The organism is Binatus sp. (SeqCode), from assembly GCF_035272065.1.
Lineage (GTDB): Bacteria > Desulfobacterota > Binatia > Binatales > Binataceae > Binatus.
Genome location: NZ_DATEQZ010000112.1, coordinates 1 through 20704 on the forward strand (window position 1 = coordinate 1; position 20704 = coordinate 20704).

Annotated in this window: 22 protein-coding genes; 11 read left to right on the forward strand and 11 right to left on the reverse strand. The window is 60.9% G+C overall.

Annotation, left to right across the window (positions count from 1 at the left end):
* The 3 genes from VJX68_RS17790 to VJX68_RS17800 all read left to right on the forward strand — a co-directional run.
* Positions 1-272: nitroreductase/quinone reductase family protein (locus VJX68_RS17790; RefSeq protein WP_324097068.1), on the forward strand; the 272-nt coding region annotated here is incomplete at its 5' end.
* 111 nt (positions 273-383) lie between these two features.
* Entirely contained in the window at positions 384-1205 is an 822-nt protein-coding gene (locus VJX68_RS17795) for an SDR family oxidoreductase (protein ID WP_324097069.1), read from the forward strand.
* Positions 1206-1706: 501 nt separating this feature from the next.
* A complete protein-coding gene (locus VJX68_RS17800; protein WP_324097070.1) occupies positions 1707-2171 on the forward strand; it encodes a c-type cytochrome in 465 nt (154 codons plus the stop codon).
* A gap of 68 nt (positions 2172-2239) precedes the next feature.
* Here the strand turns inward: VJX68_RS17800 and VJX68_RS17805 are convergent, their stop codons facing one another.
* On the reverse strand, positions 2240-2731 hold the full coding sequence (locus tag VJX68_RS17805; RefSeq protein WP_324097071.1) for a response regulator: 492 nt from the start codon (positions 2729-2731) through the stop codon (positions 2240-2242).
* 196 nt (positions 2732-2927) lie between these two features.
* Between VJX68_RS17805 and VJX68_RS17810 the strand changes: the two genes are divergently transcribed.
* Positions 2928-4430 carry a sigma-54 dependent transcriptional regulator gene (locus VJX68_RS17810; RefSeq protein ID WP_324097072.1) on the forward strand — a complete coding sequence of 501 codons (1503 nt, stop codon included), beginning with the start codon at positions 2928-2930 and terminating at the stop codon, positions 4428-4430.
* A 238-nt stretch (positions 4431-4668) separates the two neighbouring features.
* On the opposite strand, the gene VJX68_RS17815 is transcribed toward VJX68_RS17810, so the two are convergent.
* On the reverse strand, positions 4669-5061 hold the full coding sequence (locus tag VJX68_RS17815; protein WP_324097073.1) for a CBS domain-containing protein: 393 nt from the start codon (positions 5059-5061) through the stop codon (positions 4669-4671).
* Between the two features lie 250 nt (positions 5062-5311).
* On the opposite strand from VJX68_RS17815, the gene VJX68_RS17820 reads away from it, so the two are divergent.
* Positions 5312-6130 (forward strand): universal stress protein, encoded by an 819-nt coding sequence (locus VJX68_RS17820; RefSeq protein ID WP_324097074.1) that lies wholly within the window; start codon positions 5312-5314, stop codon positions 6128-6130.
* Between the two features lie 32 nt (positions 6131-6162).
* The gene (locus VJX68_RS17825; protein WP_324097075.1) at positions 6163-7797 is read left to right on the forward strand and encodes a bifunctional aminoglycoside phosphotransferase/ATP-binding protein; all 1635 of its coding nucleotides are present in this window, start codon (positions 6163-6165) and stop codon (positions 7795-7797) included.
* A gap of 7 nt (positions 7798-7804) precedes the next feature.
* On the opposite strand, the gene VJX68_RS17830 is transcribed toward VJX68_RS17825, so the two are convergent.
* The 9 genes from VJX68_RS17830 to VJX68_RS17870 all read right to left on the reverse strand — a co-directional run bounded on the left by VJX68_RS17830 (position 7805) and on the right by VJX68_RS17870 (position 16782).
* Positions 7805-8203 (reverse strand): c-type cytochrome, encoded by a 399-nt coding sequence (locus tag VJX68_RS17830; RefSeq protein WP_324097076.1) that lies wholly within the window; start codon positions 8201-8203, stop codon positions 7805-7807.
* 129 nt (positions 8204-8332) lie between these two features.
* The gene (locus VJX68_RS17835) at positions 8333-9640 is read right to left on the reverse strand and encodes a DUF1329 domain-containing protein (protein WP_324097077.1); all 1308 of its coding nucleotides are present in this window, start codon (positions 9638-9640) and stop codon (positions 8333-8335) included.
* A gap of 238 nt (positions 9641-9878) precedes the next feature.
* Positions 9879-10823: a hypothetical protein gene (locus tag VJX68_RS17840; protein ID WP_324097078.1), complete on the reverse strand. Its 945-nt coding sequence runs from the start codon at positions 10821-10823 to the stop codon at positions 9879-9881.
* Position 10824: 1 nt separating this feature from the next.
* Positions 10825-12126 carry a cytochrome b gene (locus VJX68_RS17845; RefSeq protein WP_324097080.1) on the reverse strand — a complete coding sequence of 434 codons (1302 nt, stop codon included), beginning with the start codon at positions 12124-12126 and terminating at the stop codon, positions 10825-10827.
* Between the two features lie 3 nt (positions 12127-12129).
* Positions 12130-12591 (reverse strand): QcrA and Rieske domain-containing protein, encoded by a 462-nt coding sequence (locus tag VJX68_RS17850; protein ID WP_324097081.1) that lies wholly within the window; start codon positions 12589-12591, stop codon positions 12130-12132.
* A complete protein-coding gene (locus VJX68_RS17855; RefSeq protein WP_324097082.1) occupies positions 12591-14510 on the reverse strand; it encodes an FAD-dependent oxidoreductase in 1920 nt (639 codons plus the stop codon). Before VJX68_RS17855 ends, VJX68_RS17850 begins: the two co-directional genes overlap by 1 nt.
* 10 nt (positions 14511-14520) lie before the next feature.
* Positions 14521-14877, reverse strand: a complete 357-nt coding sequence (locus VJX68_RS17860; protein WP_324097083.1) for a c-type cytochrome — start codon at positions 14875-14877, stop codon at positions 14521-14523.
* 40 nt (positions 14878-14917) lie between these two features.
* A complete protein-coding gene (locus VJX68_RS17865; protein ID WP_324097084.1) occupies positions 14918-15208 on the reverse strand; it encodes a hypothetical protein in 291 nt (96 codons plus the stop codon).
* An 11-nt stretch (positions 15209-15219) separates the two neighbouring features.
* Positions 15220-16782: a hypothetical protein gene (locus tag VJX68_RS17870; protein WP_324097085.1), complete on the reverse strand. Its 1563-nt coding sequence runs from the start codon at positions 16780-16782 to the stop codon at positions 15220-15222.
* A gap of 471 nt (positions 16783-17253) precedes the next feature.
* Here VJX68_RS17870 and VJX68_RS17875 point away from each other — a divergent pair, with 471 nt between their 5' ends.
* The 5 genes from VJX68_RS17875 to VJX68_RS17895 all read left to right on the forward strand — a co-directional run bounded on the left by VJX68_RS17875 (position 17254) and on the right by VJX68_RS17895 (position 20690).
* Positions 17254-17697 (forward strand): HPF/RaiA family ribosome-associated protein, encoded by a 444-nt coding sequence (locus tag VJX68_RS17875; RefSeq protein WP_324097086.1) that lies wholly within the window; start codon positions 17254-17256, stop codon positions 17695-17697.
* Between the two features lie 38 nt (positions 17698-17735).
* Positions 17736-18218 (forward strand): hemerythrin domain-containing protein, encoded by a 483-nt coding sequence (locus VJX68_RS17880; RefSeq protein ID WP_324097087.1) that lies wholly within the window; start codon positions 17736-17738, stop codon positions 18216-18218.
* Positions 18219-18408: 190 nt separating this feature from the next.
* Positions 18409-18549 (forward strand): hypothetical protein, encoded by a 141-nt coding sequence (locus VJX68_RS17885; protein ID WP_324097088.1) that lies wholly within the window; start codon positions 18409-18411, stop codon positions 18547-18549.
* Positions 18550-19032, forward strand: coding sequence for a cytochrome c oxidase subunit II (locus tag VJX68_RS17890; RefSeq protein WP_324097089.1), 483 nt, complete (start codon positions 18550-18552; stop codon positions 19030-19032).
* Complete coding sequence (locus VJX68_RS17895; protein WP_324097090.1) at positions 19029-20690, forward strand: cbb3-type cytochrome c oxidase subunit I; 1662 nt, start codon at positions 19029-19031, stop codon at positions 20688-20690. The genes VJX68_RS17890 and VJX68_RS17895 overlap by 4 nt, the downstream gene beginning before the upstream one ends.
* Positions 20691-20704: the final 14 nt, after the last annotated feature.

Below are 20704 nucleotides of genomic sequence, written 5' to 3' on the forward strand. Positions count from 1 at the left end.
CGCTGATCTACGGGCGCGAGGGCAACAACTATCTGGTTGTCGCTTCGAAGGGTGGCGCTCCCGACCATCCTGGGTGGTACAAAAACCTGCTTGCCCACCCCGATGTGAAGATCCAGGTGTGGGACAAAGTGATTCCGGTCCTGGCGCGGACTGCGACGGCCGAAGAAAAGAAGCGCGTGTGGCCGATCATGACAGCGCAGTGGCCCGACTATGACAAGTACCAGGCCGGAACGAAACGCGACATCCCCGTGGTGCTGCTCACGCCGCGCTAGCTTCTCGAAGACTCGATAGCCGTGCTCGGGGTCTTCAAACAGGGCTGTAAAACAAATCCGAACGGCGGATAGTGCCGACGTCCTTTTGGTCGCGAGAGGGAGGTTGGGAGCATGGATCGTGTCGATGGCAAGACCGCGTTCATAACTGGAGGAGCGCGCGGAATCGGACTGGGTATCGCTCGCGCGTTCGCTCGAGCTGGCGCGAAGTTGGCGCTCGCGGATATCGATCAAGCCTCGCTGGCCACGGCAAAATCCGAGCTCTCGGACTTAACCCCGGTGGAGACGTTCCTGCTCGACGTCCGCGACCGCTCGGCTTACGCGCGAGTCGCCGACGAAACGGAATCTCGACTCGGTTCAGTGTCAATTCTGTGCAATAACGCCGGAGTGGCCGGAGACCAGCACGTTACGCGCCTGACTTACGAATATTGGGACTGGGTAATCGGAATTAACCTGACTGGAGTGATCAATGGAGTCCAGACTTTCCTACCGCGGATGCTCAAACGAGGCGGTGGCGGGCATATAGTCAACACAGCTTCGGGTGCGGGACTCGCCGCCACGTCCAGCGGTCTCTTATACACAACCTCGAAATTCGCGGTGGTGGGTCTTTCGGAATCCCTGCGGCTCGCGCTCGAACCGTTCAAGATTGGTGTCAGCGTATTGTGCCCCGGTCCAGTCAATACGAAGATCATATCGAACAGCAACGACACGCGGCCCTCATCGTCGGTGACCGTTGAGGAAACGAAAATGTGGGAAGCCGCAATCACGCAAGCCAACGCCTTTCTAGCTGCCGGCGCCGATCCTAACGAGGTTGGCGAAATGGTCCTCGCCGCCGTAAAGACCGATCGCCTCTATATCCATACTGATCGAATCATGGCAGGACTGATCGAGGCGCGGGCCAAGGCCCTGCTCGATGCAATGCCACCAGCGAAATAGCAACCAGCTCCTAAGGCCGCGACGCGCGCGGACGACTCACGGCCTGAAGTCATCCGCATCTGTAGCGACGGCCAAATTTCCGCTTAGAGGGGGGTACTGATGCACATGCAGCCAAGCCTATCTCGCGGAGATCTAGGAATTGAGGCGAATCTTCAGCGATGAGATTCTCTCCAGCTCCGCTGCTTTAATCTTGGCTCGAATACCTCGCCAAATCCGCGGACAATCTTCTGAACAAAACCGATTGAGGGGCCGTTAGTTCAATTCCAGCTTGGATCACCATTTTTTCCTCTCATAAACAAGATGTTTCGGAGCTTTTGCGGTCGCGGGCAAACCTGGATCGGAGAATCATGCAGCCGATCGCGCCACCCGGTGGTGCCGTTGGCGTCATGACTCGCGGGCGCCTCTCCCGTGCCAGCGTCCGGTTGCTGAAAAAACGCAAAGCGCGCCTAATGAGCTGGGTATAACTGCAATTTCAAATGAGCACTGAAAGGACCACGCACAATGATAGGCCCAGATGACCGCGTCGCGATTGCACTCCGAAGCCGAGTACTCACCGCAACGGCGCAGGCGTCGACCGCGTTCCTGTTGCTGATCCTGATGCTCGCGACTACCGCCCGAACCGCCGCGGCGCAGTCCGGAATTCAGGATTACCAAAACTACTGCGCTGAGTGCCATGGGCTTCGCGGTAAGGGTGACGGCCCTTCACGCTTGACCATCCCGATGAACCCGCCGCCGAACGACCTCACTCAGATGGCAAAGAAAAATGGCGGAAAATTTCCCTTCGATGAGGTCGTGGACTCGATCGACGGCCGCAAGAATATACCGTCGCACGCGCGACTCCAGATGCCTTTTTGGGGGACAACTCTTCAGAAACCGGGCAAGGAGTTCACCCCCGAAAGCGATGCCGAGGTGAAGAAAAGAATCGAATTGATGGCGCGATTCGTCGAGAGCATCCAGCAAAAGTGACGCGCACCGCGAGCGCTTATCCGCTGGCGGCTTCGCCCGCAGCGCGAGGCAAGCAGTTACTTGGCGGCTTAATGAGCCGCGTGCTCGAACGAATGCAAAACCCTGAGCGTGCGTTCTCGATCCATCGGTTTCGAGGTGTAGTACTGGACGCTATATGAACGCGCGCGCCGTTCGGTCTCGGGACTGTGGATCGCAGCGATATAGGCTACCAGTGCGTGGAGGGCGTGTTTGCGCACTTGGTCAAGCAGCCAGCCGCGCATCGATTCCTCGAGAGCCTCGTCGTCGATTACAACCATCTTGACTTCCGGCTTCAGCAGAAACGCGTGCCCGTCATGCGGATCGGCAAATTTCTCGATGACCCAGGAATCGCTCACGCCCTCGGCGATTATCTCCACGACCGAATCGTCGCGCGTAAAAACCGCTATCGCCCCACGCTTTTCGCCCGCGGTCCCTGCCGGGTCCGCCTGCGATGCAACCGCAACCGGGGGCCCGGACTTGCGGCTTACTTTGCTCTGCGAGGAGCTTGATGCGAGCTTCGGTCGATTGTGTTGCTGGAGCATTGATTTGTCACGCTAGCAATCTGGCATCTCATCCCTTGCTTGAAACATGCCAACGCCATTGCACGGGCAAAACGCCGCTGAAATCCGACGATTTTGGCTTTTGGAGCAACATATGTTAAGAAAGAAATGTCCCCGCTGAGCGCAGTTTTTAATCGGTTTGACGCCTTTCGAGCCAGTTCACCCGGAAAGCTAACGAATGAAGACAAACATCAACGCACCGGCTCCTGCTTCTCTGCCCAGCGGGGGACCACGCTATTTTCACTTGCTGTGGGACACGGAACTCGACGAGCTCCGTCCGGTCCTGGAGTCCGTCCAGAAACATCGCACCCGCGTGCTGGAACACTGGTACCAGCTCTACGTGCTGCACTTTGCCGACAGCCGCGCGCTGACGAAGACGGAATTCATGGAGATCTTCGGCGGCGAACTCGATGCCACGCTGAAGGATCTACTCGACAAAGACATGGACGCCTTCGCCGCCGACATCGCACGAACCGGGGAACAGCTCGCCGAACGCGGGGTGCCATTCTCGGAGCTGATCGTCTCGATCCACCTTTTCGAGGAGAGCGCAGCCACCGCGTTTCCGACGTTCCCGCCACTAACGGGGCGGACGTACCAAGCGTTCGACAAGCTAAGTCATATCCGAATAGTCGTGCTCGCCGATACCTACTTCCGCTCGAAGACCGCCGTCTCCGGAGCGCGAATCATGGCGCTCGAACGCGAAGCCGGAGCGCTTCCAAATCATTCTCGCAGCCGGTTTCACGGGATGGTCGGCGCAAGCAGCGCGATGCGGCAGTTGTACGACCGGGTGGAAGCGGCTGGCGTCACACGCGGCACGATCCTAATCGTCGGCGAGAGCGGCACGGGCAAGGAGCTGGTGGCCCACGCGATTCACGAATGCGGCCCGCAGCCAGGGGCGCCGTTCGTCGCGCTGAACTGTGCGGCGATACCGCGGGACCTGATCGAGAGCGAGCTGTTCGGATACAAGCGCGGCGCGTTCAGCGGAGCGAACACCGAGTACCTGGGTCTGTTCCGCGCGGCCGAGGGCGGCACGCTGTTCCTGGACGAAGTCACCGAGATGAGCGCCGACACGCAGAGCAAGCTGCTGCGCGCCATCCAGGAACACACGGTGCGTCCGGTGGGATCGACCAAGGAGATTGCGGTGGACGTGCGCCTGGTCGCCTCGACCAATCAGAATCCGCAGGAGGCGGTGGACGCGGGGCGCCTTCGCAACGACCTCTACTACCGTCTCCAGGCGGGCGTCATTCAGATACCGCCGCTGCGGGAGCGCCTCGACGATGTTGCGCTCCTGGCCGAACATTTCATCGAGCTTTTCAACGCGAGGCAGATGCGGGCGGTTCCGGTCACGGGGATCGAGGACGAAGCTATCGAGGCGATGCGGCGTTATTCGTGGCCGGGCAACGTGCGCGAACTTGCCAACGCGATCGAGAGCGCCTTCACGTTCAGCCGCTCGCCCGTGATCCGATTGCAGGACCTGCCAGCTTCTATCTCCGGTTTGCGAGCCGCCGAACGCGTGCCCGTCGGAAGCGGTAGTCCTGTAGGTAGCTTCGCCGACGCTGAGCAGGCGCTTATCCGTGGCGCGCTCGAGGCGACCGATGGGAACAAACTACAGGCCGCCAAGCTGCTGAAGATCTCCCGCAAAAAGCTCTACGCCAAGATAGCGAAATACGGAATCGAATGATCACGCGCTCTTGAGATTCGTATCGCTCTGCCAGATGGCGGTGAGCGCGCGGTCAGTGTCAGACCAGGGTAACGCGCGCGTCCGCCGAACGCTTTCTGCAACTCGCGGGCAATGCGATGCGGCTTTTTGCGCGTGCCGCGGCGATCGAGGCCGCGGACGAAGGACTTGCTGGTGGTGCAAGCGATCCGCCGTTTCATTCATCCATCTGTCTCCCTCTCTCTTTTCTAGTTACGTGCGTTCAGGGATTCATGATCTGGCTGGCGCCGGCGACGACGATCAAAAACGCCCTGAGCAGATCGGTCGTGGTAACAATGCCAACCAGCGTGCCGTCGGCGACAATCGGCAACCCGCCGATCTTGTGCTTCAGCATCAGGCGCGCCGCGTCTTCCACCGTGTTGTAAGGCGTGACTGTTACCAGCGCAGTGCGCATCGCCGCGTTAACGCGCGTCGATTCCAGAAAGCCCGAGTATTTGTGCAGGTCACGCTCGGTCAGGATGCCGACGAGCCGACCGTTCTCCACCACCGGCACGCGCCTGAAATTACCAGTGTCCATGATGGACTTTACTTTCGACAGTGTGTCATTCGGACGGACTGTTACCGGATCCGAAGTCATCAAGTTGACAATCTGCATTGTTCTTCCTCCAACGTGGTTTTCATTTATTGAGGGTGCAATTCGCTTGCCATTAGCAGCCGAAGGTCAATGCGGCTGTTTTGCTCCATCGATTTGTGCGAGTGGCGCGATCGGATACAGATCTGATCAGCCGCATTTTTCAATGATGCATTTACGAGCCGCCAAATTTCAGTTCGCCGAGATGGCACGGCATTCGCTTATCCAGTGACTACGGAGATACTCTTTAGACCGCCACGAAGGAGAAATTTTTATGGAACAGCAATTCCGTAGGATTCTTTGCCCGGTCGATTTCGACGATAACTCGATGCAAGCGCTCGATACCGCCGCGAATCTCGCCCGCGAGAGCGACGGCACCGTCTTCGTATTGCACGTGGTGCCAATGATCATCGCGCCCACCGGAATGCCGGTCTATGTGGATCTCTACAAGGGACAAGAAGAGGCTGCTCGCGCCAAGCTGCTCGAGATCGCGCACAAGAGGCTCGCGGGAGTCAAGCACGAACTCCTGATTCATACCGGCGAGCCGGCAGGTACCATCCTGAACGCCGAAAAGAAAACGAAGGCTGACGTGATCGTGATGGCGACGCACGGGCGCCGCGGCTTCAAGCGCTTCTTCCTCGGCAGCATCGCCGAGCTCGTCCTGCGCGAATCCATCTGCCCGGTCCTGACCGTGCGCAGCACGCCGACTCAGAACGACCAGGTTGGCACCTGGATGACTAAAAATCCGGTCACCGCGACTGCGCAAGAGAAGCTAGCCTCCATCGCGGCAAAGATGCACGCGGGCAATTTTCGATCGGTACCTATCGTGAGTGACGGCGCCCCGGTCGGAATTGTGACCGACCGCGACATCCGCCAGCACACCGGTTTCCTCGATCACACCGAGGCGTTCAAGGCGATGAGCGAAGCAGTGATCACGGTGACGCCGACGACCGATATCCGCGAGGCCGCACGCTTGCTGCGCGAGCGGAAAATCGGGGCGCTGCCAGTGGTGGAAGGTGGAAGGCTCGCCGGCGTAATAACCACCTCCGACGTGCTCGAAGCGCTGAGCCACGGTACTGAGCACGGCGAATAGTCTGGAGTAATCCGTTGACTCCGCGGGTCGAAATGATGGAAGCGCGCGGAACACCTGGACTTGGGGCAGATTCGGCTCGCGGTCTCCCGCCGCTGGTCCAGGCAATGATGCGGCGGGGCTTCTATCCGGATTCGCCCGCGCACGTCGAACTCAAGCAGACCCACATTTCTTACGTCTTCATCGCCGGCGACTTCGTATACAAGGTGAAGAAGCCGGTCCATTTCCCGTTTCTCAATTGTTCCATGCTCACGCAGCGGTTCCTCTTCTGCTGCGAGGAGGTCCGCCTGAACGCGCGACTTTCACCGCGCGTGTACCTGGGAGTGTTCGCGGTTCTTAAGCGTGGAGACTCCTTCGTGCTCGGACCCGGGGTAACCGCGGAGCATCCGGAAGCCGTCGAGTACGCGGTCAAGATGCGCCGGCTGCCTGAAGACCGGATGCTCGACGTGTTGCTGGCCGCAGGCCAGGTGGACAGCGACACGATTCGCGCTATTGCGGCGCGCATTGCGGAATTTCACGCGAGCGCCCCGTCGAATCGTGGATGGACCTACGGGTCGGCGGCGGCGGTTTGGCGCAGCGTCATCGAGGACATCGCGCAGGACGAGGTTTTCGTCGGTCATACGCTGCGCCAATTCCAATTCGCCACGATCGACGCCTTCTGCCGCGCCTTCATCACGGCTCACTGGCGAGTATTGAATGACCGCGCGCTCGCGGGTCGCGTTCGCGAAGGCCACGGTGACTTGCGTGCCGAGCACATCTGCCTTTTGGGCACCGAAAAAAAAGAAATCGACGTCATCGATTGCGTCGAGTTCAGCGAGCGCTTGCGCTACGGCGACGTCGCTTCGGAGATCGCGTTCCTAGCGATGGACCTCGACCGGCTCGGCGCGCCTTTGCTTGCCGATCAGTTGGTCGAAGACTACGCCGAAATCACCGGCGACGAAGAGCTCGCGGTGTTCGTGCCGTTCTACAAATGCTACCGCGCAAGCGTGCGCGGCAAGGTCGAGAGTCTGAGAAGCCTCGAGCGCGAGGTTGGCGACGCCGAGCGCGAGCGCGCCCGCCAGCTCGCGAGCAGTTACTTCGCGCTGGCATGGCGCTATGCGCGTGGCGCCGCGCCCGCACTGATCGTGTTGTGCGGGCTTTCGGGCTCGGGCAAATCGACCGTCGCCCGCATGCTGCAGCATCGCAAAGGATTCAGAGCGATCAACTCCGACCGCGTCCGCAAGCGGCTGGCATCGGTCTCTCCGCACGAGCACGTCCGCACTGACTACGGCGCGAACATATATTCAGACAAGTTTACGAAAATTACCTACGACGCGATGCTCGCCGAGGCTGAGAAACTCCTGAACGAGGGCTGCGGGGCGATCCTCGACGCGACGTTCAAGACCTCTGCCGACCGGCAGCTCGCACTCGCGCTGGCTGCCCGGCGGCGCGTGCCGGTGCTATTCATCGAATGCGTGGTCAGCCCGGACGAGGCGATAAGGCGGCTGACCGAGCGCGCATCCGCAGAACGTGAAGTGTCGGACGCCACGCCGAAGGTGTACGAGCGGCAGCGGGCCGAGTTCGAGCCGATTCGCGAAATTCCGCCGCGCAACCACCTGCGCCTCGACACGGCCCGCCAACGCGAACACCTGGTCGCCGAAATCGAGGCGGCACTCGAGCGCCTTATCTGACGCGGCATTATCGCATCGCGGTTCGCCGATCCTGGATCGTGTCGAGGTATGCGATTATTTTCCCGATCACCTCACCGATTCCGTATTCGCCCCGTTCACCCTGGCCCAGCTCGTAGAGCTTCTCTCCCCAAACCGGCATTTCGTGACTTCCATGCGCCCTGGCCGTGTCTCGTCCGTCGATCAGCTCGGCTATGCGATGCGCCGGCAGCGGCATGCCGTACTTGTCGCCGAGTTTGCGCAGATTCGCTGGCGGTGTGGCGAGGCTCTTCGCGACAGGCCCGTCTCCGAGAGCATCCGTGCCGTGGCACGACGCGCAGTAGCGAACGAAATAGCGATGCCCATCAGCCACATCGTCGCCCGCCGCTAGCGCCGGCAGCGCGAGCGTGAGTGCGATACCCAGCGCCAAGATTGACTCCAATATTATCGGCTTCATCGTTTGCTATTTAAGTCGAAATGGGCCACGCCGGATAGGCCACGCTCCTGCATCGCCCAGGCGCGAGATCTCGCCGCACTCGGTGGATGGATGCCGGTTCTCTCAATAAAAGTACGCCCGATAGGTGGTGAACCGATTCGGGATAATCCAGTGCGACGAAATGACGCCCTGGTTAATGAACCAGGTGTCGTGCGGGGGCCGGTCCGGGCTGGGTGTGAATAGAATCGTCGAATACCCGCTCTGCACGTCCTCATCGACCATCGCGGTCTGGAACAAGCGGTTGAAGGAATACACCGCGGTCTTCGAATCCGGATACTCGCGATCGCGCACGGTGTTGAAGATTGCCAGCGTCTTCCAGAGATTTCCGCCGTGGTCGTACTGATCTGAAGCAGTGACAAACCATCCCTGGGAATCGATATACAGAATCCGCCTAGCGATCGGGGGAATATCGCCAAATCCGCCATTCCTGCGCGCATCCGCCTCGATCACGTAAACATGGCGCAACTCCCAGTTCTCCGGACATATCGTACGGCCGCCGTCGGCCGCGCATGACCTGGCCGGAAGATTCGTTGCATGCACCACCGCCAGCATCTCTTTCTCACCCAGATACTTGAAATCGTAGTCGGCGAACCGGCCCGCAAAGCCGAATAGCGAATCCATGTCGAGGTTACCGAAGAACGAGGTCCCTACCAAATAACTGGTTGGCCCCATGCCCGGATGTTCCTCGTCCCACCAGCCCCAAGTGGAAAGACCCGACCATACCAGGTCACCCCGCTGCGGGTCCGAGTAGCGGTAGCGCACCATAAAATCCCACGGGAGCTGCCAGAACGGCGGCTCGATCGGAACGATGATCGGACCAAGCGCTACGCGCTGCATGATTCCCGAGCCCGCGTCATCGTCAGAGGTAATCGGAGCAACTTCCGCGCGCCCGATGTTGCGATAGACTGCCAGTTGCCCCACAGGATAGACGGACCACGGCGTCGACCGTCCGGGCGCGTAGGAGGCAATTGCGTCATCCTGCGAGTCGAGATCGTCGGTGTACGACGGACCAAACTGGAAGTTCCACATGATCTTTTGCGCGATTTTCGGGTCGTTGGAATCTAGGACTATAAACGGCAATCCAGCCCGGTAGTTTTGCAGCTCGCCGTTCGGACCAAGCCGAACTTGCGGCGAGTATTGTTCGGTCGAGCTCTTGTATGGCGGCGGCCACTCATAATCCCTGGTCGGAACGATCTTCATTTCCATGCCCTGGCGCACCAGCCCGTAGTTGCCCGGACTGACAAGTCCGGCGACCTCGCTCGCGTTCTCCCTGGTGATAACGTCGCCGGGCTTGACCGCGGCGGCGCTTGCGCCTGCGACGCCGTACAGAATCACAATCGTGGCGATTGCGAATGAAAGCGCGCGGTTCATGAAGCACCTCCGCTGCCAAGCGGCAACTGGGGCTTTGCAGTGAGCGGTAGCCACGGGGGTTTGTTGCCCGCGCCAATCCGATGCCGGGGCCTCTGTATTTCGGCTAGCACTCGGCGGACGGCTGGTCAATGTTGGGGCGCGAGGGCCGGCGCGCTAGCCCGCGCAAAAGAACACTTCCGGCTTCATCGGTCTCCGAGTGACTCTTAGGATTGAAACAATCTGCGCAAACATGCGGCGCTCAGCGCGCGACAGGCGTCGCGCTTGGAGTCGGAGTCGGCGTTGATGTGGGCGAAGGTTGCATCGCCGCCGCGGCCACTTCGGGGTCGGGAATGTATTCCGGCGGATACGAGAGGCGCCGCCAGCTCATCAACATGAGCGTCAGCGCCCTCGATTCTTCCGGCTTGAAGTTGAAATCGGGCATCGCCGTGCTCGGCGAAACTGCGCTCGCCTTGGTCAGATGCTGCACGTTCCAGTTGAACATTGTGTGCTCGCCCTGCACGTGAGTGAAAATCAGCAGTTCGGGATTGCGGTCTCCCTCATAAGTCAGCTCGGGTCCGGTGGTGCCGCCGCGTGCTTCCACGACGTGGCACAGCAGGCACTTTTTCTTTTTGAAAAGCACCTTGGCGGGATTGATCTCGTCCATGCCCGGCGTCGCGACATCGTGGCGATGGCAAAAATTGCAGCGCATCTGGATCATCTCGTTCATCGTGAGCCCGTTTTGCGCCGCGAGTGCGTTCGAGAGCATCGGATCTTCCCATCCGGTGCCGCCCTGATGCGCCCCCGCGATCGTCGTCGCCGCACCGTCGCCGCCGTGACACGGCGTGCATCCGAATTTCGCGAATTCATGCTTGGCGATCATGTCGTTCATCGGATGCGGCTTCAGCGGCTCGGCAATCGTGGCCGGAAGAACCGACGACCATTCGTAGCCCAGGTGACACGTGATGCAGCGGTCGGTCACGCCAATCTTGGGTATCCAGATCTGTTTGATGCCCGCCTGGAAGTCGCGCGCGTCTTCGACTTTGCCGTAGTGGCCGAGCAGTTGCGGAAACTCCAGCTGATAGCCTCCCCATTCGGTGCTGAACTCGAGCCAGAAGCAGACCGCGACCAGCACAAGGAACAGGATCGACATCGCCACCATCCAGCCGAAGTCCTTCGTCTCGAACGATTCGTTCTTGTCGGCCATGTCAGTAGAGCCGCGGCGTCTCGGGGCGCGGCTGGCCGGGCCAGTAGATCCGCCAGTAGGGACCGCGCAGGTAAACCCCGACCATGATCAGCACGATGATCGCGAGCGTCGCGATGGCGAAGGTCAAGTTCTGGCGCTTGCGCTCGGGCGCGAGCCATCGCCCTCCCGCTCTAAGCGGCGAACGATCGAGCCACGGCCACAGTGTCAGCACCGCGAGCAGAAATCCCGGCAGCAGTATTCCGCCGAGCAACGCACCGCTGACCGTATAGCCACCGAACCTGACCGTCGTTGAAGCGACCAGCTCCTGCAGCCAGACGAAGTACCAAGGCGCTTTCGCCGGATTCGGCGTCACCGAAGGATTGGCGAGACCCTCCAGCGGTGCGTTGAAAAGGATCGCGGCCAGTAGCGTGATGTTGAACACCACCAGGAAGACCAGCGCGATTCGCCGCGACATATTTGGCGACGAAAAAACCTGGTCGGACTCTTCGAGCCCGGTCGAGCTCATCACCTGCACTGACGTGCCGGGCGTAAGGCCAAACAGCGAATAGCTCTTCGTCTTGGGCGTCGCTTTCGGCGCCATCACGCGTTCGTTGCGAACCCGCTCGACCGCCGCCAGGCCGCCGTCCTTGCGCACGCGCCACATGTGATACGCGAACAGCACCCACGCCAACACCGGCAGGAAGAAAACGTGCAGGACGTAAAATCGCAGCAGCGTCTGCTGTCCGATTTCATGGCCGCCGAGCAGAATGAATTGAATCGTCGGGCCAACGAACGGCGCCTGCTTCGCGATACTGGTCCCGACCGTGATCGCCCAGAACGCGAGCTGGTCCCACGGCAGCAGGTAACCGGTGAACGACAGGAACAAGGTCGCCAGAAAGAGAACGACCCCGACCACCCAGTTGACCGCCCGCGGGCCGCGGTACGCGCCCGTGAAGAACACTCGCGCCATGTGGATGTACACGACCGCGACCATCCCTTCCGCCGCCCATCGATGCTGATTCCTCAGCAGGCGGCCGAAGCTGACGGCGTACTGCAAATCCTTGATGCTCCCGTACGCGCGCTCGGTGGACGGCACGTAAAAGAACATCAACATCACGCCCGTGATGGTCAGGATAAGGAGCAATGATGCCGACGCCGTGCCGAGCCAGAACGAGTAATTCCAGTCCATGCTGGCGCGCGCGACTTTGGCCGGGAACCAGTGGAGCCAGAAGTTCTTGACGATCGCTTCCGACGACTCGCGCTCGCTTTCCGGCGACCACGCCCACGAAGTCTTGCGCCACAGCGCCTTGATCTTGTCGCCCACCGATCAGGCCTGGCCTTTCCCGCCGATGACCAGCCTGAAGTCGCGCGCTACGTCTTTTCCGCTATCGACTTCGAGGAACCCATCGGGCGAAACCGTGGTCGCAAACCAATCGAGCGGACGCGGGGCAGGTCCCGAGATCACGGTGCCGTCGGGACGGAAGCGGCTGCCGTGGCACGGGCAGTCGAACTCGGTGTCGCGCCACTGCACGTTGCATCCGAGGTGAGTGCATATCGCGGAGATCACGTGGAACGCTTCCTTCTGACGAATCACGTACAGCCGGTGCGCTTCGTCAAGAGTGTAGCCGTCGGGATAATCGTCGGGACGCTTGAGCTTGAAGCGGCTCGGCGGCTCGTAGAGCACGTTTGGGAAGAATGCCCGGCCGGCCGCGCCGATCTGCGCAAGGAACGCGGCCAACACCGACCCCTTGCCGATGAACCGCAGAATCTTTCGCCGCTCGCCGTCCATCAGCCGGCAGTTTCCTCGAACTGAAAGCGCTCCATCGTGATCGCGGACGTCGGGCACCGTGTCGCGCAGAGTCCACAGCGGATGCATTTCGCCTCGTCGTAGAGAAACGCGCTGCGCGTATCCGCTTCCGCCATCACACCCGCGACCCGCTCCTGGTCGGCGATTTCGCCCGCGAGCGTGAAATGCAGGCAATGCTCGGGGCAGATGTCCACGCATCGATTGCACAGGATGCATTTCGCGCCGTCGTAGATCGGATGGATGTGGCAGTAGAGGCATCGCTCGGCCTGCTCGCGCGCGTCTTCGGCGCCAAACGTGGACTCGACTTCCGTGATTCCGGTGCGGCGCGAGAGCGGCACCAGCGGGATATCGCGATGCTTCTGCTCGTAGCGCTCGGCCATCGTGTAAGTGTCGGTCGGCAGCTCCTCGATCGTAACGTGCATCCGCGGCTGGCCGAGCGGCTTGCCGCGCAGGTACGCGTCGATACCGCGCGCGGCGATCTTGCCATGCTGCGCGCACGTGATCAGCAGCGATGGCGGAAAGGCCGCGTCGCCGCCCGCGAACACACCCGCGATGCCAGTTTCGAGCGTAACCGGATCGATCTTCAGTGTTCCCGACGGCGTGACAGTGACGCCATCTTCCGGCGTGACGAACGACAGGTCCGGCGCCTGCCCGATCGCGAGAATAACGGCGTCGGCGTCAACGACGCGCCGCTCGTTCTCGTCGAACTGTGGGCGGAAGCGGCCGGCTTCGTCGAAAACCTTGACGCACTTCGCCAGTTCGATTCCAGCGGCGTGGCCGTCGCGGATGACGACGCGCTTCGGTCCCCAGCCGGGCATGAAGGTCACGCCCTCGTCGCGCGCGATGTCGAGTTCCTCGCGGCCCTGCGCCGATTTCATCGCGGGCATCTCGGGCGCGGATTCGAGGCTCGCGACCGTGACCTCCAGCGCGCCGCGCCGCGCCGCCTCGCGCGCCACGTCCAGCGCCACCCGCATCGTGCCGGCCGCAACGCCCTGCTCCTCCTCCTCGGACATGACGAGGCCGGGCAGGAGAGCGCGAACCGCGGTCCGGGCCGCATCTATCGCGACCAGGCCGCCGCCTATAACGACCACCTTGCCGCCGAGCGGAACGCGGTAGCCGCGATTTATATTGAGCAGGTAGTCGATCGCCTTGATCACGCCGTCGGCATCGCTGCCCTCGATCGGCACTGCGCGCCCGCGCGACGCGCCGACCGCAAGAAAGATAGCTTCGTAGCCTTGCTCCTTCAGCTCGCGAACTCCGAAGCCGGCTCGAAGCGGCGTCGAATATCGAAACTCGACACCGAGCGCCTCGATCTCGCCGACCTGGCAATCGATCACGTCACGTGGCAGCCGGTAGGCAGGAATTCCGTATCGCAGCATCCCGCCCGCATTCGGCATCGCTTCGAACACCGTCACGCTGTAGCCCATCAGCGCCAGATCGTTTGCGCACGCGAGCCCAGCGGGCCCTGCGCCGACGACCGCGACTTTGCGCTTTGACGCATCGGCGCCAGGCCGCGCGCCGGGAACGTCGATATGACCGGGCGTGACACTGCCGCCGCCCGATGGTCCCGCGATCATCTCGCGGATTCCCTTTGCTTGGAGCGCTTCGGGGCCGAACTGCTCGGTGAGAAAACGCTTGAGTGCGCGAATCGTCACGGGCGCATCGATCTTGCCACGGCGGCACGCGTCCTCGCATGGAGCGCCGCACGCACGCCCGCATATCGACGCGATCGGATTGGGCGAGCGCGCGACGCGGTATGCTTCCGCCAGGCGCCCTTCCGCAATCAGTTGAACGTAGCGGCCCGCATCCGTCTTGACCGGGCACGCGTCAAGGCACGGCACGTTCTTGCGAAACCACCACAAGTCGCGCGGGGTCGCGTCGATCGAACTTCCATCGCTCATTGCGGTGCGCTTACTTCTTGCAGAAGGTCCTGACGTAAGTGACGAGGTCGTGAATCTCGTCGTCCTCGAACCCCGAGCTCCACGCCTGCATGTCTTTGCTGAGACCAGCGGCGGCGCCGCCGTTCTTGATCACGTTGAACAGCGTGTCGTCGGAAATCTTGCCCATCGCGGCGCAATCGGTGAAATTGCGCGGGCTGGTGGAAAGCGTCGCCGCGGCCGGACCGTCGCCCTTCCCGCCGGGGCCGTGGCACTTCACGCAAAATGTATCGTAGTTCTGCTTGGCGGCCGCCATGTCGGCCGCGCGCACCGGCGCAAACGCGCATGCGACTATTGCGCACGCGCCAAGGGTTGAGATGATTCGATTCACGTCGTCCTCCGTTTCATCATTTGCGCCGCCCAAGCCCGATTCATCGAGCCTTGAGGTATTCCAATATCGCGTTGGTGTCCTCTTGCGGTAAGTTTCCGAGCGTACGCATGTGCATAATAATCAGATCCCACTCGTAAGGCGCCTTCTCCGATCCCGGACGCGCATTGTGACAGGTGTTGCAGTAAATCGGCCACAGCTTGGCGCCCTCCCGGAACAGGCGCTTGTGCTCGGCCGGCAACATATTGTCCTGCTCCTGCGCCGACACTCGAGCCCCTGTCCATCCGATCGCCAGAGCCGCAAATGCGATTGCCACGAATATTTTTCTCATCATCGTGACTCCGCTCAGAATCCGATCGTGAATTGGCTGAGGAACGCGTGATCGTTCGGGATCGAACCCGCCGGCGTCTCGGCCCCGGTTGACGAGACGAATACTCCTCCCGCGCGCGGCAACTCGATGTCGAATTCGTTCTGCCAGACGATCGACGGCGCGATCCAATAGTCGAGCGCCAGCGCCACTTCGCGCGAGTGCGGCGCGTATGTCGCCGGCGACCCGTTGATGCCGAAGTCGGGAACCAGTCCCACCTGCGTGCCGCCCAGCCCAACGCCGGTTGCGCCCTGGATGTCGTCGTTGGAAACGCCGCGCTGGTTGACTCCCGAGTAGCGTACCAGCGGCTCGAATCGACGCAGATAGTCGTTGATCACGTCGGGAATGCCGGGGACTTTCAGTCCGGTCAGGAAGTAGCCAGCCTGCACGTACCATCCTTGGCGATTGTCGGAGGCCTGCCCCATCGGCATCTGGCGATACGATTGCAGCCATTCGCCGCGGGTCTGCAGGTTGCCTATGAAATAGTTGAAATCCACGCCCCACGAGTTGAACCAGTTTCCATTCGCCCACTTGCCATTGTAGGTGGACGCGCCAAGCTCGAGCCGCCCCCAATTCGTATCTACTGGTAGCGGATAGATTCGAAAGCGCGCGCCGATCGACTTCCCATTGGTCTCGGCGGACGCGATCGAGGTCGGACTCGACATCGCGGCGCCAAGGACATCCGAGCTGAAGTTGGGCCCGTTTCCACCCCAGACCGTGTAGTCGAAATCCTGACCCAGCGCGCCGAATTGCATGCCGCCCCGAAGCTGGATTCCAAGCTCGCCTGGTGGAACCACCGGCTCGACCCCAAACGGCAGGGGAGCGGTGACAAACCGGTTCACCCACATCGGGCTCTGGTTCTCGTACCAGTCGCCGAACGGCTGATCGAACAGCCCGCCCACGACGGTCATGTACTTGTTGAGAAAGATCTGGAAGTCGGCGGTGGACAGATCGGTTCCGGTCCCCGTTGCCCCAAAGCCGGCACTGAACACGCCCTCGAACAGGATCCAGTCGGTCGGGCGATAGAGGATCATCGGCTCCCAGTCGAAGAAGAACGAGTTCTGCGACGCATGATGCAGGTCGTCGAGCGCGCCGCTCTGCTGGTCGTAGATGAATTCGCCGCCGGCCGCGCCAGTCACGGTGAACGAGTGCGAGCCGAGGTATCGCTCAACCGCGTTGCCAAATTGCTGCGTCGCGATCGGCGCATCGACCTTCGTCTGGAGAGTCTTCACCTGCTGGTTGGTCTGCTGAAGCTCGAGCGTCGTCTCCTTCAGCTTCTGATCGGTGTTCTGCAGTTGCTGCGTGGTCGTCTCGACCTTCTGATCTTTCGTCTCGAGTTGCTGGACCTTGACCTCGAGCGAGCGAATTACTTCGCGGTCGCGCTTGCGCTCCTCGCGCATCTGGTGCATCTCGGCCCTGATTTCCTTGAGCGCGGCAGCGTCGGTCGCATCACTGTCAGCGGCGCGCGCCAGGCCCGCTATTGATAACGCCGCCACGCCCATTGCGAACAGAAATGTCGAGAAAATTCGTCCAGCTCGCATCATAATTCCCCCGATCGGCGCCGAATCACTCGGCGCGTTCGTCTTGAGAGCAAACATTTGTGCCCCAGAGACCAACTTCTTGTGCCCGGGCGGCGCCGAGATATGGCGCTACCTTTGTCGCAACTCGAAGATCAACTCCCCGGACCTCCGGTTGCCGTTCACCGACCTCTTCGCGAACCTTCTCGCAGAACTGCCAGGTTCTCGGAAGTATCGGTGCGGTCTGACGGCGGATGATCTAGCACAAATGTTCTCCCTAGTACCAAACTCGACTCTGCTCTCATCGCATTCCTCGGGATTGGCACGTTCCCGCCCTTCATGGTCCAGTGTGTTGCCAAGGGCGGCAGGGCCCTGTGTCCAAAGGATACAAACGCTCGGATTGACGCTTCGAATTTCGCGCGATATCACGCGCCCACTCGCCACCAGCGCTCGGCACGAAGAATGAATTGGAATGATTGTGATTAGGAGAGAAAAATGCAGCTCGAGATCAATTCACCAGAATTGGCGATGACTGCGGCGGTCGAGAAGCAAATCCATCAGCAGGTCAAAGCGCTTGAGGACTACGTTAACGGCCTGACCGGCTGCACCAGGTGCCTCGAACATCTACGGTTCATCGTCATCGCAAAGGCGGGCCGTGTCCGAGTTCACCTCGACGTGCCCGGCGGCGAGTTGACGATTGATAAGCAAAACAGCACCGACCTTTCGTTAGCCATAGACGAGGCTTTCGCCGCGACGCGGATCAAACTCGAAGAGTACGTCCGCCAACTCCGTCACGATGTGAAAATCCAGGGACGTTCTCCCGACGTTCGCGTCACCACCATCTTTCCGCCTGATGGCTACGGCGTGCTGGAGACTCTCGACGGGCGGGAAGTTTATTTTCGCCGTGATCGCGATGCCGGCGCACGCCACAACGCATAAAGCGTGGTATCGTAGGCAACCAATTGAGGCCAACGAATATGACCACTGTACGAAAGCCGTCAGCAACCGAGGCCGACACGCGCAAGATCAGAAACCTTACGGAAGAACTGAGCCGCGAAGAACACGGCCTCGGGATTCCTCTGCTCGACGCGGCGGTGGCGGGCGTCATTCTCGGCTTCAAGCCGTCGGATCGCGAGATGCGCACGCAGGCGCAGCGATGCTGGGAAACGCTGAAGCCGCGGCTCAATCAGCATCTGCTGAGCGAGGATGAAACCGTGCTGCCCTGGGCCGAGGATGCAGGCGGCATCTCTCCTGAAGCGATGGATCGAATCAAGAGGAACCACCTCGAAATGCGCTCGCTGATCAGCAAACTAGTCGGCGTGTCGTTCGAGGAAGATCCGGACAAAGTCGTATCCGTGGCAGGTAAGGCTTTGTGTGCTCTCGCGGTGAAGCTCGACGATCTGATCGACAGCGAAGAAATGCGCCTGCTGCCAGCGCTGAGAAGGATGCTGTTCGCCTAGCTCCAGGATTTTGGTTCCGGGCGATACCGAAAAAATTCCTCTCCCGGGCAGGATTCTCTGTATCGCTGGACAACCTCGCGCCAACAGGAGTACGCGATCGATCCGGCACACTTGAACGGTAAGTGAACTTTTTGACTCGGTGAGTTGCCGAGCATGCTCCGCCGACGACGGCGCTGCAAATGGAGGGGGCGTGGCTGGCGAAACTTCGCGCGAAGAGTTCTCCGAAGAAAATCTTCCTCCACCTACCGGTACGGTCTTCATACTAGGAATGTACATGCTGGCGCTCGCCGTGGGATGGGTCATCATGTTCTTGATGCTGCTGGGCAGATAGATGGAACGGTACGAGAAGGCCTTCCTTACGGCATGTGCCGCAGTGCTCGTGATTTTTCTGTGCGCGCTTGGCTACGGCAGTGTCGGGATGGGAGTCCATCTGCCTTCGCATAGCGGGATGATTTACTGCGACGTCGGCCAGAAGCTTCGCAAGGTACTGCGCGCGACGCCGCCGTTCGATCACATCGGAGTGCAGCAAATCGCGCCGGGGAAATATCAGGCGGTGGTGATCGCGCAGACCTGGTCCTTCACTCCCGACGAGATCGACGTTCCAGTTGACGCCGACGTCAGCTTCGTCGCAACTTCGTCTGACGTAATCCACGGATTCTTCATTCCCGGCACGCGGGTCAACATGATGCTCATTCCCGGGCAGGTTTCCGAATTCGACTACCGCTTCACCAAACCCGGCGAATACCTGCTGATTTGCCAGGAATACTGTGGCCGCCTGCATCACACGATGTCCGGCAAAGTAGTGGTCAAATGAGTACTTCTATCGTCTCGGAGCCGTCCGGCTTCGCGCTGCCGCAGAGCCAGTTGAACGTTATCAAGTGGGACATCTACTTCGGCTTCGCGGTGCTTGCGATCGGCGTCATCATGGGTCTGGGCCAGGCGCTCGGCTATGCGCATGTGAACGTCGTCAAGTACTACCCGGTCGTAAAATCCTACTACCAGGGGCTGACGATTCACGGCGTGCTGAACGCGCTGGTGCTCACGACGGCGTTCGCCAACGGCTTTCTCGCGCTGACTACCGCCCGAGGGCTCGGACGCAAGCTCAACAATGCGCTCCTCCAGGCGGCGTTCTGGACGCTCTTCGTCGGTTCGATTTTGGCTGCGTACGCGATGCTCGCCGGCAAGGCCTCCGTGCTCTACACCTTCTACCCCCCGCTCGAGGCCGACTGGACCTTCTACCTCGGGCTGGCGCTGGTGGTGGTGAGCACGTGGCTCACCTCGGCGGCTCAGCTATTTGCGCTGCGGGCATGGCGCAAGGATCATCCGGGCGAACGCGTTCCGCTGCTCGCCTTCATGTCGATCGCGACTTACGTGATGTGGGATATCGCATCGGTCGGCCTGGCCGTAGAGGTCGTGGTGTTCCTGCTGCCATGGTCGCTCGGATTGCTCCCGGGCGTCGATCCGATGCTCGATCGCACGCTGTTCTGGTTCACCGGGCATCCCATCGTGTACTTCTGGCTGCTGCCGATTTACGTTTCATGGTACGGGCTGATTCCCAAACAGGCCGGTGGCGTGTTGTTCAGCGACACCCTGACGCGGGTGGCCTTCCTGCTTTTTATCCTGCTGGTCCCGGTCGGCTTTCATCATCAGTTCGTAGACCCGGGCATTTCGGGCGGACTGAAGTTCGCCGTCGCGGGCGTGACCTTCGCGATTTTCTTCCCCAGCCTGATGACCGCGTTCTCGGTAATGTATGCGCTCGAGATTGCGGGACGCCGTCGCGGCGGCAAGGGGCTCGTCGGATGGTTCTTCACCATTCCATGGAGCGATCCGTCGGTGGCGGCGCAGGTGCTGGCGATGATCGCATTCCTGCTCGGCGGAATCTCCGGCCTGATGAACGCGAGCTACACCATGAACATGGAGATTCACAACACCGCGTTTATCCCCGGGCATTTTCATCTCACGATCGGCTGCGCGGTGGCGCTCTCTTACATGGGAATCGCGTACTGGCTCGTCCCGTATTTCGAGCGGCGCGAGCTATGGTCGCGGCGCCTCGCACTGTTCCAGGCGTTTTTGTATTTCTTCGGAGTGATGATTTTCTCGCGCGGCCTGATGGCTGGAGGCCTCGAGGGAATGCCGCGGCGCACCGACATGGTGCATGCCAGCTACGCCCTCGCCGCGTGGAAGATTCCCGGAATCATGACAGGCATCGGCGGCACGCTGATGTTCACGGCCGCGATGCTGTTTTTCTTCATCCTCGTGATGACGAAGCTCGCCGGGAAAGAAATCGAGCCGAGTGACCTTCCGTTCACGGCGACGGTCCAGGCACCGCCGACCGTCGGATGGCAGCCGCGGCTCGATCGGCTTGGTTACTGGGTTCTCGCTTCACTCATCCTGGTAGTCGCGGTCTATGGCCCCTTCATCCTCGGTCACTTCCCGCCCCGCCTCACAACCGCCGGCCTGCTCTATCCTTAGACTGTCGGCGGCGG